This window comes from Cutibacterium sp. KBN10P07758, from assembly GCF_050286205.1.
Lineage (GTDB): Bacteria > Actinomycetota > Actinomycetes > Propionibacteriales > Propionibacteriaceae > Cutibacterium > Cutibacterium acnes.
Genome location: NZ_JBNNQV010000001.1, coordinates 1,015,817 through 1,032,569 on the forward strand (window position 1 = coordinate 1,015,817; position 16,753 = coordinate 1,032,569).

At 55.3% G+C, this 16,753-nt stretch carries 14 protein-coding genes and 1 pseudogene; 4 read left to right on the forward strand and 11 right to left on the reverse strand.

Annotated features, from left to right (window positions below; translation table 11 throughout):
• The first annotated feature begins 4 nt into the window (after positions 1 to 4).
• Together coaE and ACOYO3_RS05015 are read left to right on the forward strand one after the other, a co-directional pair.
• The gene (gene coaE, locus ACOYO3_RS05010) at positions 5 to 712 is read left to right on the forward strand and encodes a dephospho-CoA kinase (protein ID WP_002519108.1); all 708 of its coding nucleotides are present in this window, start codon (positions 5 to 7) and stop codon (positions 710 to 712) included.
• A gap of 430 nt (positions 713 to 1,142) precedes the next feature.
• Positions 1,143 to 2,801, forward strand: coding sequence for an HtaA domain-containing protein (locus ACOYO3_RS05015; protein ID WP_193371710.1), 1,659 nt, complete (start codon positions 1,143 to 1,145; stop codon positions 2,799 to 2,801).
• Positions 2,802 to 3,260: 459 nt separating this feature from the next.
• On the opposite strand, the gene ACOYO3_RS05020 is transcribed toward ACOYO3_RS05015, so the two are convergent.
• From ACOYO3_RS05020 to ACOYO3_RS05050, 7 genes are all read right to left on the reverse strand, one after another.
• Positions 3,261 to 4,241: an ATP-binding protein gene (locus ACOYO3_RS05020; RefSeq protein WP_002515047.1), complete on the reverse strand. Its 981-nt coding sequence runs from the start codon at positions 4,239 to 4,241 to the stop codon at positions 3,261 to 3,263.
• A gap of 1 nt (position 4,242) precedes the next feature.
• The gene (locus ACOYO3_RS05025; protein WP_427305792.1) at positions 4,243 to 6,045 is read right to left on the reverse strand and encodes a VWA domain-containing protein; all 1,803 of its coding nucleotides are present in this window, start codon (positions 6,043 to 6,045) and stop codon (positions 4,243 to 4,245) included.
• Positions 6,045 to 6,458: a hypothetical protein gene (locus ACOYO3_RS05030; protein ID WP_002515041.1), complete on the reverse strand. Its 414-nt coding sequence runs from the start codon at positions 6,456 to 6,458 to the stop codon at positions 6,045 to 6,047. Before ACOYO3_RS05030 ends, ACOYO3_RS05025 begins: the two co-directional genes overlap by 1 nt.
• 155 nt (positions 6,459 to 6,613) lie before the next feature.
• Positions 6,614 to 10,447, reverse strand: a complete 3,834-nt coding sequence (locus ACOYO3_RS05035) for a cobaltochelatase subunit CobN (protein ID WP_427305793.1) — start codon at positions 10,445 to 10,447, stop codon at positions 6,614 to 6,616.
• Positions 10,444 to 11,253: an ABC transporter ATP-binding protein gene (locus tag ACOYO3_RS05040; protein ID WP_002519105.1), complete on the reverse strand. Its 810-nt coding sequence runs from the start codon at positions 11,251 to 11,253 to the stop codon at positions 10,444 to 10,446. The genes ACOYO3_RS05035 and ACOYO3_RS05040 overlap by 4 nt, the downstream gene beginning before the upstream one ends.
• 1 nt (position 11,254) lies before the next feature.
• Complete coding sequence (locus tag ACOYO3_RS05045) at positions 11,255 to 12,298, reverse strand: FecCD family ABC transporter permease (RefSeq protein WP_427305794.1); 1,044 nt, start codon at positions 12,296 to 12,298, stop codon at positions 11,255 to 11,257.
• A complete protein-coding gene (locus tag ACOYO3_RS05050; RefSeq protein WP_328593222.1) occupies positions 12,295 to 13,248 on the reverse strand; it encodes an ABC transporter substrate-binding protein in 954 nt (317 codons plus the stop codon). Before ACOYO3_RS05050 ends, ACOYO3_RS05045 begins: the two co-directional genes overlap by 4 nt.
• On the opposite strand from ACOYO3_RS05050, the gene ACOYO3_RS05055 reads away from it, so the two are divergent.
• Together ACOYO3_RS05055 and ACOYO3_RS05060 are read left to right on the forward strand one after the other, a co-directional pair.
• The gene (locus ACOYO3_RS05055; RefSeq protein WP_002522413.1) at positions 13,226 to 13,465 is read left to right on the forward strand and encodes a hypothetical protein; all 240 of its coding nucleotides are present in this window, start codon (positions 13,226 to 13,228) and stop codon (positions 13,463 to 13,465) included. The genes ACOYO3_RS05050 and ACOYO3_RS05055 overlap by 23 nt on opposite strands.
• Positions 13,466 to 13,799: 334 nt before the next feature.
• On the forward strand, positions 13,800 to 14,051 hold the full coding sequence (locus ACOYO3_RS05060; RefSeq protein ID WP_002525611.1) for a hypothetical protein: 252 nt from the start codon (positions 13,800 to 13,802) through the stop codon (positions 14,049 to 14,051).
• Here the strand turns inward: ACOYO3_RS05060 and ACOYO3_RS05065 are convergent.
• The 4 genes and pseudogenes from ACOYO3_RS05065 to ACOYO3_RS05080 form a co-directional block, all read right to left on the reverse strand.
• A pseudogene (locus ACOYO3_RS05065) lies at positions 14,034 to 14,744 on the reverse strand (ATP-binding cassette domain-containing protein). The gene ACOYO3_RS05060 and the pseudogene ACOYO3_RS05065 sit on opposite strands and share 18 nt — an antisense overlap.
• A complete protein-coding gene (locus ACOYO3_RS05070; protein ID WP_002515633.1) occupies positions 14,722 to 14,991 on the reverse strand; it encodes a hypothetical protein in 270 nt (89 codons plus the stop codon). Before ACOYO3_RS05070 ends, ACOYO3_RS05065 begins: the two are co-directional and overlap by 23 nt.
• Positions 14,992 to 15,253: 262 nt before the next feature.
• Entirely contained in the window at positions 15,254 to 16,192 is a 939-nt protein-coding gene (locus ACOYO3_RS05075; RefSeq protein ID WP_002519099.1) for a hypothetical protein, read from the reverse strand.
• 56 nt (positions 16,193 to 16,248) lie between these two features.
• Positions 16,249 to 16,752, reverse strand: coding sequence for a hypothetical protein (locus ACOYO3_RS05080; protein WP_002525047.1), 504 nt, complete (start codon positions 16,750 to 16,752; stop codon positions 16,249 to 16,251).
• Position 16,753 lies beyond the last annotated feature (1 nt).

Here is a 16,753-nt window from a genome sequence, read left to right on the forward strand (position 1 = left end):
GGATATGAGGCGCACGGTGGTAGGTGATGAGACGACGGCGCGGGATGTTGCGCGAGCTGGTTGGGTCGCCGGGGCCGATGGTGTTGTTCGGGTGGGTCTGACTGGTGGTATTGCCAGTGGTAAGTCGACGGTGTCGCAGATGCTGGGTGAGCGTGGAGCTGTCATTATCGATTATGACCGGCTCTCCCGGGATGTCGTCGCGGTGGGGACGCAAGGGCTTGCTCGGGTCGTTGAGGCCTTTGGGCGTGAGGTTCTTGTTGCTGATGGTTCTCTTAATCGGTCGGCTCTGGGGTCGATCGTGTTTGCTGATTTGCAGGCGCGTCGCCGTCTTGAAGCCATTATTCATCCGCTGGTAGAAGAAGCTGCCCATCGGGTCGACGAGGAAGCCCGGGCCGCCGATGGACTCGTGGTCGTTGTCCATGACATCCCGCTGCTCGTCGAAACTGGGCGTGCCGACGAGTTCGATGTCGTGATGGTGACCGACGTCGATCCGGCTGAGCAGGTACGTCGGGTTGTCGAGAGGGATGGGTGCAGTCAGGCCGATGCATGGGCGAGGATTCGCGCTCAGGCTTCTCGTGAGGAACGTCTGGCAGTTGCCGATGTCGTTATCGATACCAGCGTTCCGCTGGAGGATCTGCCCGCGCAGATCGATCGGGTGTGGTCACAGATTGGGGGAGCTCTCCGCTTTGATCGGCGACGAGGAAAAATGTGACTATTGTTTGTCGGGTGACTTTTACGAAGGTTGTGCGGTAGCGAAGGCGGACAAAGAACATCTATATGTTCCATGAACATGTGCGATAACTGCTACATGAGAACAAGAGCCCTGGAATATGGGAGATGGAAAATATTTGCATGCACTAACGTTCATCAATCGACCTATCTTGATGCAAAAATATCTCCTATGAGTACCCGGGAAGAGTATGCGATCCAGAGGACGCTTCTTTGCTTAACGCTTTGGCTGAGAGGAAATCGTCAGTGGTTCAGGGGGTCGATGTGATGAATATATGCCATGTTATAGTTACGCCATCAGCTGATGCTGAGAGCTTATCCTCGTGGGGAAGCCGGTGAGTATTCCGGCGCTGTCCCGCAACCGTGACCTGGATGTGTTAATTCATCTGGAAGCCGGAACGCCAGGAGGATGAGTGGAAAGGAACATCCGTCGTGGGTTGCGGAGGATCCTTGGGGAATATAGGTTTCCCACCCCCGCTCCTCAGAAGGGAGTAGACGCGATGGTGAGTATTGTTAGCCGTGCTACTCGTGTAGTTCGGCTTGCGGCTGTGGCTGCGGTGGCTGCCAGTGTAGGTATGAGTACCGGGCCAGCTTGGGCTGATCAACCTGATGCAGACCAGAGTCAACGGCAGGTTGCATTGGGTGCAATGCAATGGACCATAAATTCTCATTTTTTGAATGCTCTAAAAATGATGATGCATGGATCGTGGTCCACGAGTAGCGGCGCAAGTTGGAATGGCAAAGCATTTTCATTCCCGGTGAGCAAAGGCAGCTTGAGTTCCACTGCGCAGAAGGCAGATGTGAAGTACTCCGGTTCTGTTCATTTTACCGGTGTTGGCGGAAGAATGGATCTTACTCTCGCCGACCCTGAGATTGTCGTTAACAATGGCGATGATCATGTGATTATGTCCGTGAAGTCCAAGACTATGGTCGGGCAGTCGGTTGACTATGGCCGTATAACTTTCGTTGATATGACCGGCTCTATCACGCAGGGTCAAAACGATGCAGCTCAGGTTGTGGGAACCAATGTCAAGCTGAATAGCCAAGCTGTCGATGCATTCGCTGGTTTCTATCAAGCTGGAAAGCCCATGGATGACATCGATTCGTCCTTGAAGCTTGGGCCTCAATCCTCTCGCCCGGAACCGACGGTGACTCCCAAGCCGAGTGTTACCCCTAAGCCGAGTGTTAAGCCAAAGCCGACGGTGGCTCCCAAGCCGAGTGTTAAACCAAAGCCGAGAGTGTCTCCTAAGCCCAGTGCTAAGCCGAAGCCGACGGTGGCTCCCAAACCTGACCAAAGCACAATTATGGCGCCACAGTCGGATGCTGCGACGGAGGCTGCTGCTGGTGAGGCTCCGTCCGCGGGTGCTCACAAGATTATCCGCAAGCAGGTGTGCACGGTCGTCCCTGGAGCGTCGAGGGCTACGTCACCTACCTCTACGCCAGCCAAGGTTGGCAAGGGCAGCATGAACTGGGGGGTTTCGACCTCATTCGTCAATGCTCTCAAGGGCCCGATGCAAGGCAAGTGGACGATGTCGGGGGGAGCCTCCGCTGATGGGACTCGGTTCAACTTCCCGTTCAGTGGGGGTAACTACGATAGGGCCACGAAGACGGGAAATCTCAATTTTTCTGGCGGTGTTCACTTTACGGGGGTGCATGGGCTCCTTGATCTATCGCTGAGTGATCCGTCCCTTTCTTTGAAGAATGGGAAAGGCGTTATGAAGCTTACCTTGAATGCTGGAGGAATGGCACCCTTTAAAGGTAGGGTTGACTTTGCGAATGTTTCCGTTGTTCCATCCGGGTCTGGTTTTACTGCGACGTCTGTTGTTTTGACTGGGAACGGCGTACAGGTGTGGAATGGTTTCTATAAGAAGGGCCATTCAATGGATAACTTCTCTGTTTCGTTGGGGGACAAATCGGATTCCGCGTCCGCTGCGAAGCAAAATTCTGCTTCTCTGGTGAAAAAGAGCGCTGCGTCTCCGACGAAGCGGGAATGTCACGATGTCCTGGTTGATGCTAAGACGGGTCAGATCATATCCGGTAGCAGTGGGTCACTGCCTAATACTGGTGTGTGATGATTATTTGTTGATCAGCATGTGCTGACGACGGTGATAGGTGGGGGTCATTTGGCCCCACCTATTTGTTGTTGCGTATGTGGTTAGTGCCGCGTAGTAGTTCTGGTAGCTGACGGCGTTTTCGACTCGCAGTGTCACATGTGGCTAGAATCGAGCATTAAGCACTGACCAGGTCACATGCCGTGGCCGCCTCGACAGGAATCGTGACTGCCGTTATAGACCTCCAGTCGCAGCAAGATCACTGAGTGTTCGGCTGTGATCGCGTTGGGCTCCACTCCATTAGCCCGTAGGGCGTTGTTGAGGGGGCTATCACGTATGCTGGAAAAGCCAGGCAGGACCGATATCGTTAGGGACCCAAGCCCCGACTCACCAGACCCCCAAGAAACCGGAGCCTTCCGTGCCGTCTAGTTGTATCTCCGAGGTCTTTGTGTTTGATGGGGTCCTGTTACTTGATCTTGTCTATCCGCGTGGAGCCCGCGCGACGCCCGACGCATATTGTAACCGATGATTGAGGACCAGGGGGGCGACTTTTTCGAGATCGTCCTGAATAATTCGGTCTCGTCCCGCCCACGCTGCTAAGGCTCTTGCGGCGTGAATGATGGTGATGTCGCCTCGATGGCCGTCGATGTTGGAATCCAGACAGATCTGTACCGCTGTGGAAAGAATATTTTTCGGAATCTCGACGGATTGGACTAGGGTCATGGCATTTTCGATGCGTTCGGCTAATCGTCTGCTATGCGAGGACCATTCTGTAATAAATCCATCCGGATCGTCTTCGAATGATAGTCGACGTTGTACGATCTCCATCCGTACCTCGGGATCGGTCTCTCCCTGGACCGTAACGCACAGTCCGAACCGATCCAGCAATTGTGGACGTAGCTGGCCTTCTTCGGGATTCATCGTTCCTACCAAGCTGAAACGGGATGGATGGATCACGCTCATGCCTTCCCGTTCAACGGTATTCACTCCCATAGCTGCAGAATCCAGCAAGATGTCGACGATGTGATCGTCAAGAAGATTGACCTCATCGACGTACAGTATTCCTCGGTGTGCCGACGCTAGCAGGCCTGGCTGGAACCTTTGCTGCCCCCGGACTAAGGCTGTTTCTACGTCAAGTGTCCCGGCAACCCTGTCTTCGGTGACCCCAACCGGTAGCTCCACTACTGGAACTTGCCGAAGCTGTAGATTCGTGCAGCTTGGAACCCCTAAAGGATCTCCGTAGATATGTTGCTCATCAGCGCTTAGATGATAAACGTCGTCAACCTGAGAAATGGTAGGCATTATTTGCGCCATTCCTCTGACGGCTGTTGATTTTGCTGTTCCCTTGTCTCCTTGGATGAGCACTCCTGATAAGCGTGGGTATATAGCGCACAGGATAAGACTAAGCTTCATCTCCTCCTGACCAACGATCGCTGCGAAAGGATAGATAGGTTTTTCCATGTCAATCTCTCTGAGAATAAGAAAGGGCTCGACTCGTGGATCGAATGAAAGGGATGAAGACTCCGGATTGCAGATCGTCGATGGTCATGCGAGGCGCATGAAGAATTCCTGACAGTGCTTCGCAGTCCCTTTGATGGACTCGGTTGACGGAGGTATCTACGATGATCCACGAGGTTCTTGTGTCGTCGGACAAAGTTTGTGCGACATCGGATGCCTGATTGGTGGCAGTTCGGTCCACCCGACCGTCAAGTCCAACGTTACCGCCACCATCGGTCACCACGATGGCGACGGGGCGAAGGGTAGAATCCCGTCGCAACTCTGTCTCGATGAGTCTTCCAGCGCATGAGAGCCCTGATGCCAGCGGCGTCTGTCCGCCGACTGCCATCGTCGTCAGAAGCCGCTGTGCACGCTCGATACTCGATGTCGCAGGCACGATCACTTGAGCGTTATTGCCAGAGAACGTGATCACGGCGACACGATCACGTTTTACGTAGGCATCTTGGAGCAGGCCGATGACTGCTGCCTTGCTGGCTGCCATTCGGCCCCGGGCACCCATGGATCCACTTGCGTCGACGATGAATACGACGAGAGTCGACGTCCGACTCTCGCGCACCTTGCGTCTCCAGTCAGAGCGTTTGACGACTACGGACAACCCATCACGTCCCTCTCCTGATGCACGCCGCGCTCTTTGGTGAGGGGCAGCTGCTCGTAGGGTAGCCGGCAGTGACAGATCGACCGGTTGCCTAGTCGGTTGTGAGCTGATCACATGGCCCCGAAGATCTGCTGATCGGGTGACCATTCGGCGTCCCCGGGCCCGACGTTGAGTTCGGTCATATGCTGCGGGGGTGGATGTGAGTACGTTAAAGGTTTCCTCAGGGGCGATGACCCTCGGGGAAGCTGCCGTGCTGTCGTCGTGGCCTTTTTCATCCAGTTGCTCGTTTCCGTCGTGCGGCGATGAGGGGCCACTGTGGGAGTGAGCATCATTGAGATCCGGTGAGGGGGCCTGAGACGAAGACAAGTTTCGCCGGCGGTGTCTCAGGACGAGTTCGGCCACCGCAGTGACGTCTTCGACGACGACATTATTGTCCCCCCGCCACGCCGCGTAAGCAGTCGCCGATCGAGCCAAACCAAGATCGGCGCGCTGTCCGGGAGCATGCGCTTGTGTCAAGAGCTCTGTGAACTTGTTTCGTGCAGCGTCGGTCCATTCCAGGTCAGGAAGTTTGTTTCGAGCAGCACAAATACGGTTCACGACCTCATTGGTGGCATCTGTGCATGTAGTAATGAAGGAGTCTGGGCCATCGTCGAACGTAAGGCGATGATTGACAATGAGCTCCCGGTCCTTTGGGTTACGACAGGGAACAGTCACGGCGCACAGACCAAAGCGGTCGAGGAGCTGGGGATGGACGGTGTCCGCCCCTACGGCCATTGTTGCTATGAGGGGTAGGTCTTCGGGCCGACCAATGAGGGCAGCTGTTACGGCGTCATCAAAGAGGTTAACATCGTCGGCGCACAGAGCCTGGGCTTCGGTGAGGAGGCCGACATGATCACGGGGCCGTCCGCTGGCTAATGCAGCCTCGAGATCCATGCTGCCGATCAATCGGTCCACGGTAGTGCCTGCCGTGACGTCACGGACGACGATCCCTGGAACGAGGTCAACGAAGGACCTCGCACAGGTTGATTTGGCCGTGCCGAGAGGGCCTGTGATGAGGACCCCACCGATCATTGGATCGATGGCTAGCAGCGTGAGGGCCAATCTGGGTTCAGACTGGCCCACGATCGCTACAAAGGGAAAATGACGAGGCATCAAGCGGAAGCAGCCTGCTTGATGGTCATTCCGTAACGATTCTTGAAGTATTTTTCGAGACGCTTTTCGGCATCGCTCGTTGAGTCTTGAGCTGGTTTCCAGAATCCCATCTGTTTTACTTGGGGGGTGATGTCGTTATGGTGGAAATCTTTGATCTTGGTCATCTTGTGCGTGGTTAAGGAGAATGTGTAGTCAAAGGCTTGACCCATAGCGGATACCCACTTGTGCCAAGAAAGCGTTTGCGCTTTCTCGTTGAACATGTACCAATCCTTCATTGGTTTCTTGGTCTTGGGATCGACAGTCTGGAAAGTTACCTGCTGCTTGCCCTTGTCTACGGTGATAGCTAGTCCTGCCCCCTTGATGACCTTGGTCTTTACATCGAGATCTTTGGATACGTTTCCACTCGGTGTCATGGTGGCATCCGGGGCTGCGCTGGGAGTAACACGAGACGATCCCTGAGAGCTCTGTGAACAGCCCGTAAGGAGAAGCCCGAGTGCGCAGGTAACTGCTAAGTATGGAAGTGTTTTTGTCATCAGTATTCCTTTCTCGGTTTTATGAGACTGCCTCTTCATGGGTAGTCGATTTCTTGCGTTCCAGCTTCCAAACTGGAATCAAGCTTGAAAGTGAGATCGTGAAGCTTGTCCAGGTGCTCGGCGCTAGCGTTCCACAGTGACCTGTCGTGTGCTTCGACCATGCGTTGGGCCATGCTGGCAAGGGAATGCGGATTTAATGTCGATAGCCTTTGCACCATCTCAGGATCATCGATGTAGGTGTCGCAGACCTCGTCGAACATCCAATCGTCGATCTGGTCTGTCGTAGCAGCTAGACCGACGAGATTGGTGACTCGTTTCTCGATTTCAGTGACCCCACGGTGCCCGTGGGCAAGCATGGCTTCCATCCAGTCCTTGTTGAGGAGGCGAGTACGCAGCCCCTTGGCAGCTGCCCTTCCAACGGAAGTCGTGTACACCTCATCTTGGGTGGTATCGGTCACAAGGATCGGGATTGATGTACCTTTGGCGGCGCGAACTGAATTACCCAATCCCCCTAAGTATTCGAAATAGTGGTCGAGATCGGTAATCTCGTACTCGTTGGACGATCGAGTCTGCGACACGAGGTCGACATCTTTGAGCCGGGAGTCATAGAGACCGTCTGTATGGGAGCCGTGATCATAACGGGTGTAGACGTGGCCTGAAGCAGCTGTGAAGGCCGTGGCAAGGTCTTCGGGACTTTGCCATTGTCCAGAATCGACGATGTCGGTCAGCCCCGAACCGTATTGGCCTGGAGGTGGCCCGAAAATTCGCGCGTGTGCCAGAGCTTCGATTCGTTCTTCGGGTTCGCCGGATTGACGCATGGCTTGTGCCTGTTGACGCGTTCGGGCAGCGAGGGGATTGATGTCAGCTGGTTCGTCCAGGGCCGCCACCGCATGAAGAATGTCGTCTAACTCATCGATGAGATTGCTGAAGAGGTCGCGGAAAAACCCGCAGATCGTGACGACGACATCCACCCTTGGGCGTTCAAGTTCATTGCTTGGAATGATTTCCCAGTGCGGAGAGTTCGGACGTCGTGGTGTCAAAGACCGCACTCCTAAAAGGCTCAGGATTTGGGCGTAAGTTTCACCTTGGGTACGGGTGGTCTCCAATCCCCACAGCACGACGGCGATCGTGGTGGGATCAGCGCCGTCATGGCTGGCGCGGTAGGCAGAACAAACGTGGTTGGCGATGTCACGCCCTCGTCGCACTGCGATGGGGGTGGGTACTCGCCGTGAGTCGAACTGGTACAGCGAATGCCCCGAGGGCAAGACTTCTGGATTACGTATGGGATCGCCACCTAAGCGTGCATCAACGTGACGTCCTTCGAGGGCGTGGAATAAACCTTCTATCTCGTCATTGTGTTGTAGCCGCGCGTACAGATTTCGTGCCCAAGACGCCAGGTACCCGACTCCCTGAGTGAGCGCCTCGTCTTCGGGGTTTTTGGATTCCACAGATTTTTCGGGTAAAGATGTTTCGTTGGATGAGTCTGAAACCTCTCCCAGCACCTTGCCGACGACCTTGGCCTGCTCGCTAGGGGAGAGTGCGGGGGCTAGTTCACCGTCAAATGAACCGTGCTCGGCCATTCCGCGCACCATGAGTCGAGCCTCCTGCGGGGTATAAGCCTGTCCCCAGACGTGTAGACCCATGGGGACAAGCGAACGCTTGGTCCGTGCTAGCTCTACCTCGAGTTCATCGAGATCGGTCGGAAGATGTAGAGCTGTGGCGCGTCCGTGCACCTGTTCCAACAACTCGGCGCTGGTTTGGGGCATGAGGGTGACACTGCGTCGGTATTCGGAGATGAGATCGTCTAGTTCTGCCAACTCACCGTCGAGTCTTGTGGGTTGCATCACGGGAGGTTGATAACTCACGAGAACCGCGTGTGCGCGACGACGCGCAATCAGCCCCTCTGCAGCGTTTCCACAGTAATAGATGTACACGTGGGGGATATCACCGATGAGCATGTCGGGGAAGCATTCCGCGCTGACCGCGTTCTCTTTACCTTGGAGGAATTCCAAGGTGCCGTGTGTTCCGACATGGATGATGACGTCTGGTTTCCAGATTTGGCTCAGCCATGTGTAGAAACCGGCGTACTGCGGGTGTGGGGGACGAGTGGTGTCGTGGGTGTCAGTGGTAGCCATCTTGACTGAGCCACGACCTGGTTGGATACCGACCAAGACGTTCCCGTAGTCGACTGCGGGGATGATGAAATCGCCCTCAGGAGTCGTCATAGGGCAGTCGCTTGGGCTTGGGTGTGTTTCATCCATACTTTGCCACGCACGGGGGTGCGGCAGATCTTGTTCGGCATCGGCGCGTAGGTAAGTTTTCGGCCGTACAGTCTGCGAATATTCAGGGGAGTTTACGGCTTGGGCCAGTAAGTCATTGAGAAGTTGTTGCCCACTAGGGGTCTTGGTCTGATAGCCGCGGTGCGACAGTTCGCGCATGATTGCCGCCATAGATTCGCTGACGTCCAGAAAGGCTCCGTTGAGGAGGTTCCCCTCTCCTGCAGGATAATCGTAGCCAATGAGTGCGATTCGTTTCTGAGGAGCCGGAGTTGTCGATAGTCTCAATTGGCCACGAACTCGTCGTGCAAATCTTTCAATTTGCTTTGGGATTGGCACGAGTACCGATGTGACGACTCCCGTGGTCGTGTTTTGAGCTGGCTCAGTCATCGCCGCTATCGGTATCTCGGCCAGACAACCGTCCATTTCGGGTAACATGAGCATGACCATGGCTTCACTCTGACCGAGGCCGTGTCGTGACTCGTTCCATTGTTTCTCGGTGTATCGGGAGAGTATGAGGGGATGCATAATCGGGGCATTGATCGATTTGAGCATGGCCGTGCTGGAATCAACATCACCCCCCATCGGCCCCCCGCCAATGCGGAAGCCCTGCATGCTGATAATAAGTTTTGGTGCGGCTTCGCTCAGAAGTGTGCGCAGAGCCTCCAAGGATTCGCCACCGGCGGCCACGATGCTGATGGGCACAACCCAGCAGTCCTTACGTAACGAATCCATTAAGGCGCGTACGACATCGTTACTGTCGTAGGGATATGTGAGGCCGCTGTAAAGAAGGACGACAGTGGGTCTTCCGTGTGGAGCGTCACATTCCTGGCGGTATTTTTCGACGGTGGAGAAGTGTCTACTAGGCCACGGTGCACCGACGCTCGCAGGGGCTAGAGCCTCGGGTGGTGTGGGCACAACGACCTCTGGGTGACCGCCGTCGAAATGAAGCAGATGGCGAAGGAAAAAATCTGCTTGCGGTTCTCGCATCGAGTGGAAGGCTTTACCCAGCGCGGAAAATCTCTTCGCGTCGGCCATAAATTTTGGTGCGGTTCGCATCCCTTTCACTGTGGCATGTACACGATTTATCCCAGAGATTTCACCTCCAGAGTCTGTGGATGACCCCATTTCTGTGATGATAGGAATCATTTTTTTGGCACTATTCAGTATGCCCTTAATGCTCTTTTGGGCTCCCGTGTTTCCGAGCATCGACTTCATGTCTGGCGGCATGTGTTTCATGTCAGCGTGGCTGTCAGTTTTTTCTATGGCATTGCGGGCTGTCGCCATGGAGAACGATCCTAATCTCACCTTGTCGATAAACTCGGCTCCCCAAGAAAGGACTGCCCCATCAAAGTCGTCCAAAGTTAATCGTGTAGCCCGAATCCACTGGGGGTCACCACCCATGGCGTCAAGGACGACGATATCGCTGTCGTGAATAGCTCTTGTCAGTGCCTCAAGTTCTTCTGGAGTGGGCCTCGTGGTAGAGTTAAAGAAATGCAGTTCGAGAAGATCGTGGCTTGGATCAATGGTCTTGGCTGCTTCGGAAACATGTTTCACGAGATCGGGGAACACAGTCAAGAACGTAATTTTCATCGTGCTTCCTTCAAGGGGCGACGTGGTTGGATGACTGGGAGCTTGCCTTGGGGATCCGTCGTAATCCACGCTTCGATGTCGAAGTTCTCTTCGATGGGCCCGGAGGATAGCGCGTCAGGTGGTCCTTCGAGTGTCAGCTGGCCATTTTTAAGAATGGCGCATCTGTCGCAATAGCGGGCGGCTTGAGTGAGGTCATGCATGACGGCTATGACGGTGATTCCCCGTTCCTGGTTCAGCGATCGAACAAGATCGAGGACTCGCAGTTGATGGGTGACATCCAGATAGGTTGTGGGCTCATCGAGGATAAGGACAGTGGGTTCCTGTGCCAGGGCCGCCGCCAGCCACACTTTCTGTCGCTCTCCGCCTGAAAGAGTGGTGACGCGTCGATCGGCGAAGCACGTGACATCGGCCAGCTCCATTGCTTGTTCCACATGGTTGTCGGCGCTGGTGTCCCTTATCTGCCACCACGGTGTGTGGGCATATCTCCCGTAGCCAACGAGGTGACGTACGGTGAGGTCAGAGGGAGCGGTCGCGCTCTGCCAGACGATCGCAATACGACGCGCGATACAGGATGCGGACATCGTGGATAGATCCGTTCCATCGAATTTGACGCTCCCTGACTCGGGGGAGAGGGCTCCGCATAACGTGCGTACCAGGGTGGTCTTCCCAGAACCGTTGGGGCCAAGTATGGCGTGCATAACTCCCGCCTGGAATGATACGGAGACGTCATTGAGAATCTTGTGATTGCCCAAGGTGACGTTCAAGTGGGAGCCGGAAAGTATAGGTGTTTCCATGATATTTCCCATCTCACAATGTCTTTCTGAGGAGGAAAAGAAAGAAGGGAACCCCCAGTGCTGTGAGCATGATGCCAACCGGTATCTCGAAAGGATCGAAGATGACCCGACTGCATGTGTCGCTCAGCATAACTAATGCAGCTCCGGCGAGCACACACGCTGGAACCAGGATGACGTGGCGATTTCCGACGATCAGCCGCATGATGTGCGGCACGATGAGACCGACGAACCCGAGCAACCCGATGGCGCTGACTGTGCTGGCGGCTAGGAGGGCCGCCACGGCAGTGAGGACAAGGCGATTCGCTTGAACGTTCATTCCCATGCCTTGTGCAACTTGATCACCCAGAGTGATGATGTCGAGTCTGCGGGACAGCACAACGGCGGCAATGATCCCTACCACGGTATATGGCCAGATGATGGACACCTCGGCCCAACTGCGCATGGCGAGGCTGCCATTCATGAACATGAGAGCGCCTTGCACATTGTCGGCCATAAGTACCATGACAGCGGAGATCCCTGCGCCGCACAGCGCTGAGACGGCAACCCCGGAAAGGATGATTCGCAGTGGTTGAACGCCACCCCTCCATGCGAGTGCATAGATTGCCATGGCTGCCAACATCGCACCGATGAACGCCATTACAGGTACAAGGTTTGCTCGTTCTGGGAAAATAAGCAGCGTGCCTATTCCTAGAAGCCCTGCGCCCGAGGAGACCCCGATGATGCTCGGATCGGCAAGGGGATTGCTCATCACGGCTTGAAGAATCACACCCGACGTTGCAAGGTTCATGCCGACCAGGGCAGCAAGGACGACCCTGGGGAATCTCACTCCCCATACCACCCTATGCCATTGGAAATCGGACGGACCGAACAATCCTTTGACTACGTCAGAGGGTGACAACTGTATCGAACCGAACCCGATCCCTGTTATGACGCTGACGATCATGATCGCAACAAGGATGACGAATACGATTGCCGTGAGGTGGTGCCTTCGGTGGCTGTTACTTGACGTTGTCTCCGTTGTCGATGTGAGTGTTTTTGTTTTGGCGGGTATTGTCATGGTTCAATGGGTTTTCCAAAGATTTCCGGATGCACAGAAGCTGCCATGTAAGCCACGGAATCTGGGTAGTTGGGGCCACCGTTGAACAGGAAATATTGTTGAGGCAGGTAAATGATTTTCTTTTTTCGTACGGCATCCACTGCCTGCCAGGATGGGTTGCTGGTCAATTCTCTGTTCACTATTTGCCGGGCTAGTGCGTTGTTCTGTACCATTGAGGTGACCATGATGATATCGGGCTGTTGCTGAGTTATTTTCTCGACACTGAGCGTGGCAGTTTCGGCATTTGGGTCATCTGGAATTGCCGACGAAGCGATGTTCTTCAACTTGAGAAGTTTGGCCATTGATCCGGCGATGCTGTTGTTTAACTTTAGTGATATTGACGTGGCTGTTGCGAACAGAATAGCGACCCGTTTGCCGTCTGCTGGCATCTTGTTAACGGTGGACTTGACCTGTGCGGAAATTTGAGAGGAACGCTTTTTGGCTTCTTTGGTGTGGCCGAGTACTTTACCGAGGGTTTGATAAGTTTGGAGAACCTCATCCAGTGACCTCGTTTTGATGTTCAACACAGGAATTCCTTGAGAAGAAAGTTTGTCTGTTACGTTCTGGCTTACGGCTCCAGGTGCGATGACGAGGTCTGGGTTTGTAGCAAGTATTCGTTCTAAATTGACAGCATATATCATGCCGACCTTGGGGACCTTCTTTATGGCTGCAGCATGGGCTGGTTGAAGTTTTTCATTTCCAGTTAAGGATGGCGTGCATGCCGCCGTGCCGCCCAAGTCATACCAAATGCTGAGTAGTGTCGCAGACAACAGGCATACTCGCTGTGGTCTTGTCTTAAAATCGACTTTATGGCCGAAGCTGTCGGTTACACTGAAGGACGTCTTTGCTTCTTCTGCTCTGGATTCTCCTCCCTTTGAAGGATCTGAAGTGCCGCAGCCGACCATTGTCATGGCCAGTATTGCAGCTATAGCTGCACTAATGCGCTTCCAGGCTGTTTTCTGTGTGTGCAACTGTTCAACTCCTGTTATTATGTGTGCGGTTTCTCTCTTCTGGCTTCTAGGGCCGGTAGAGGGTGTCAGGGTGAAGGGCTACCGTAGAAAGAACTCTCCACATCCGGACTTGTTCGACGGTCCAGTTGTCGATGGGATGAATGATATCCCTCCCTAATTTGCCTGTTTATTGGGGGTGGGTGTTTAGGATGTCCGGTGGCGCTTCTGTTGGGTGGGTATGTGTCCTATCCTCAATGCCTGTGAGTTGCATAAACGTGCTGTAATGATAGTTGCGGGCTTGTGGTGGAGTGACTGATCGCACGGGATGGATTTGGTGTTAGGTTGCGGGAAGAAAACTTATGTTGACCTCTAGTTGTTGGCGGTCATGACGTTGTACTTCCCGGAACTGCAGCATGAAAGAGCAGGCTCTGATCGGTGCGAGAGGTTTGGTTTCGCCCAGCCTATGCATACCCGTGCTGCAGTCGGTCAGCTGCTACAGGGGGGCGGCGGTGATGCCTTTCTCGCGTCGGTTGTGGCGTGTTCTTGGTGAGGTTGGTTTAGCTGATGAGGTGGGTGGTATGGAGGCTGGATTGCGTACCGTTGTTGGGTCGGGTGGTACGAGGCTTTCCGGGGGTCAGGCCCAGCGGTTAACAGTGGCTAGGAACCTGCCCACCGGAGTCGGTCGCACGTGGTCGAGGATACTGAGAGCGAGTCTTCCTGTCCCTTGGCGTGAGGCGGTTGGGCAGTTAATGGTGGTGCAGTGACAGCACCCGCGAACAACGACTCGCGACTCGGCCGCTGTGAGTGGCGAGAAGTATCACTTTGCCTTCATTGGCGAGATCTTGTAGAAGATTTAGGACCAGGTCCTCGTTGTCCCGGTCAAGTGACGCCGTGGGTTCGTCGGTCAGGATGATCCGGCTCGGCTTGAGGAGCAATCGAGCCAAGGCGACACGCTGCTGTTCGCCTCCGCTAAGGGTGTGTACGGGAGTTTGTTCCTGCCCGGGCAGTCCAACGCGTTCCAAGGCGGATGCGAAGGAGGGCTTGGGTAGTAAGGGTCTTGGGCGCGCCGCGATGTCTAGGTTTTCGCGTACCGTAGCGCTCTCGAGCAGAGCCTAATCCTGAAAGAGGTAGCCGATGGTCTCACGGCGGACGCGTTTGTGCCGTCGACGCGGGATGGTAAGGATGTCCGTGCCGTCGATCACGATGTGGCCGCTGTCGGGCCGAATGAGGAGACCGATTGTCGACAATAGGATCGATTTTCCGCAACCGCTAGGGCCACGTAGGGCGATTATCTCGCCGCCGGATGCCTGGAAGTCATGGCCCTTCCAGAGGGTTCTGGAACCGAAGGTCTTGGAGAGGTTCTCCACCCGTAACACGGGGCTATTCTCGTTCATGGTTGCCGTCCCATTCATTGTCGTCATGCTTCGCGCGTCCTCAATGTTCGATAGAACCTGCATAGGAGAGAATGCTCAGAGTCGCGATTCCCACGCCTGCCGTGCCTGCCCAAGCCCACGGTGCGGTGTAAGCCCAGGACAGCAGGTCATGGGGTCGCCTTCCCTCCGCGATGGATTCGGTTCGTCCAGCCTGCCATGAGGTCACCGATCGCCATGCAATAACTATGGCCAGGGTGCCCCACAAACCGGTTTCCCATGCGACAACTTGTCGGAACATGTAGAGCCCCGACCACCCATGGAGTTTGCGCACCAAGCTTCGTTGCCGGTGCACAGTGCTGTACATTCCGGTGATGCTCACCGACGTTGCCACGACAGTGAGTAAGCTGGCGAGCGCGCCGAGGCTCGCGATCAGCAACTGTTGGCGTTGTTGGGAAGCTTTCTGGGCTGTGGATGCCCCTGCAGGTGAGATGCTGGCAACTGCCCTGGCAAGCGAGGGACTGGACGTGACACGTCGGGACTCGGAATTGGGATCGAGTAGGAGAATTCCACCGGTAGTCAACGCTGTCGTGAGGTCATCGCCTGACAATAGTCCTGAGGGGGACGCGGATCATCACGGGATCGGTCATCGTTGCCGACAGACCCTGTTCGGGGGACTGCGGTCCGTAGGTGAAATAGTCGTGAGAGCCCTCTTGCCGCGACCACTTGATTGTTGCCTTGCCGGCCTTTGCTGGTGCGGAGAGTTGTTGGGCAATAGCATGGCGGATGCGGGGTTCCACTGAGGACAGTGATACAGGTACGGTTCCCGTGACGGTGGATACATTTGGGGAGGAAGCGCATGCCGGTACCGGATGACGTTGGCAGTATTCGTCATTGATGATGAACAACTGAATCGGTGCAGGAAGACCAACGTCAACCGGACTGAGGTTTGCGACGATGAGACGGTGGTGTTCGTCCACGTCGCTCAGCCATGCGCCGACTGCGTCAACCATACGCTTCTCGCTGGCGGCGTCGATGACAGCCGAGCCGATGCCACGGAGTGCGACCCGCCCCACGTGACGATCGACCGTGGCCCATTGGGCTTGTTGGTCTTCATAGCGCCACAGTTCCCGTGTGGCAGAGGTGACTGAAACTATCAGCAGTATCGCCAACATGGCCACCGGAAAGCGAAGCAGATACGAGGCGGAGAAGACCGGGAGACTGGTCATTCGACCCTTGACCTGAGCCAGGATTTCTGCGCTTGACCATGCGATGGCCAACGTCACGATCTCGACTGTGAGGAGTACTGCGACGGATAGTATCCATATCTGGACTGACCAGCGAAACCATCGCATCCATTGAGCTAAACCGTTGTAAAAGCCGAGGATCGGCACACTGATCAAAGCCGTTGCTCCTATGCCTATGGCTGCGACGGACACCGCATGAAGAGTTTCTCGGCTGGCATGATGCAGCCACGAGTGACCGTGCAAACGGAGAATACCGTAACGCCGAGTCCGGGCGAACACCGCCGCCATGACCAGGGCGACTAATGCCCCCCATCATCCCGCCGTACGCCTTGATGATGTCAGGATTATGGCTGGCAACGAGTCCCAGGTTCACCTGGCCTTGTACCGAGGAGCGAAACCCCAATGCACTCATTCCGGAGGCGAATGTGGTGGCATCGGCGGCGTTGCCGTAGACGAGGTACTCGCCGCTGCGATCGGTGGACTGATCTTGATCCATGTGGGCGATATGGGTGATCATTTGCGATGACAGATTCGGGTAACCCTTTAGGAAAGGGATTGAGAGTGCCGCCGGCTGCGGAAACCAAATAGAGCCCCCGAGAGGACTCCGGATTGTTCAAATCGGCCTGCCAACGCCCGACCGCCACATGTTGTCGTTGCGAATACGTGGACATCCACGAGTCGACCGCCGAGACGTTTCGGTCTGGTGTTCCCTCGACGAGAACGATGACGGGGTGCCCAGCTGAGGGGAGCACCGTTTCTGCCGCGCCCAACAGGAATGATGCCATAAGAACGGCGACAACTGCCGTCAGAAAGTAGGGGAGGGATACCGGTGAGGGCCGTCTCATCATT

Excerpts from the sequence above, each read along its gene's own strand:
- ACOYO3_RS05075 (WP_002519099.1), bottom strand. The coding sequence starts at position 16,192 with ATGGCGGCGGTGTTCGCCCGGACTCGGCGTTACGGTATTCTCCGTTTG.
- coaE (WP_002519108.1), top strand. The coding sequence starts at position 5 with ATGAGGCGCACGGTGGTAGGTGATGAGACGACGGCGCGGGATGTTGCG.
- ACOYO3_RS05030 (WP_002515041.1), bottom strand. The coding sequence starts at position 6,458 with ATGACACCGAGTGGAAACGTATCCAAAGATCTCGATGTAAAGACCAAG.
- ACOYO3_RS05080 (WP_002525047.1), bottom strand. The coding sequence starts at position 16,752 with ATGATGAGACGGCCCTCACCGGTATCCCTCCCCTACTTTCTGACGGCA.
- ACOYO3_RS05025 (WP_427305792.1), bottom strand. The coding sequence starts at position 6,045 with ATGCCTCGTCATTTTCCCTTTGTAGCGATCGTGGGCCAGTCTGAACCC.
- ACOYO3_RS05020 (WP_002515047.1), bottom strand. The coding sequence starts at position 4,241 with ATGGAAAAACCTATCTATCCTTTCGCAGCGATCGTTGGTCAGGAGGAG.
- ACOYO3_RS05060 (WP_002525611.1), top strand. The coding sequence starts at position 13,800 with ATGCCTTTCTCGCGTCGGTTGTGGCGTGTTCTTGGTGAGGTTGGTTTA.
- ACOYO3_RS05050 (WP_328593222.1), bottom strand. The coding sequence starts at position 13,248 with ATGACAATGGTCGGCTGCGGCACTTCAGATCCTTCAAAGGGAGGAGAA.
- ACOYO3_RS05040 (WP_002519105.1), bottom strand. The coding sequence starts at position 11,253 with ATGGGAAATATCATGGAAACACCTATACTTTCCGGCTCCCACTTGAAC.
- ACOYO3_RS05045 (WP_427305794.1), bottom strand. The coding sequence starts at position 12,298 with ATGACAATACCCGCCAAAACAAAAACACTCACATCGACAACGGAGACA.
- ACOYO3_RS05035 (WP_427305793.1), bottom strand. The coding sequence starts at position 10,447 with ATGAAAATTACGTTCTTGACTGTGTTCCCCGATCTCGTGAAACATGTT.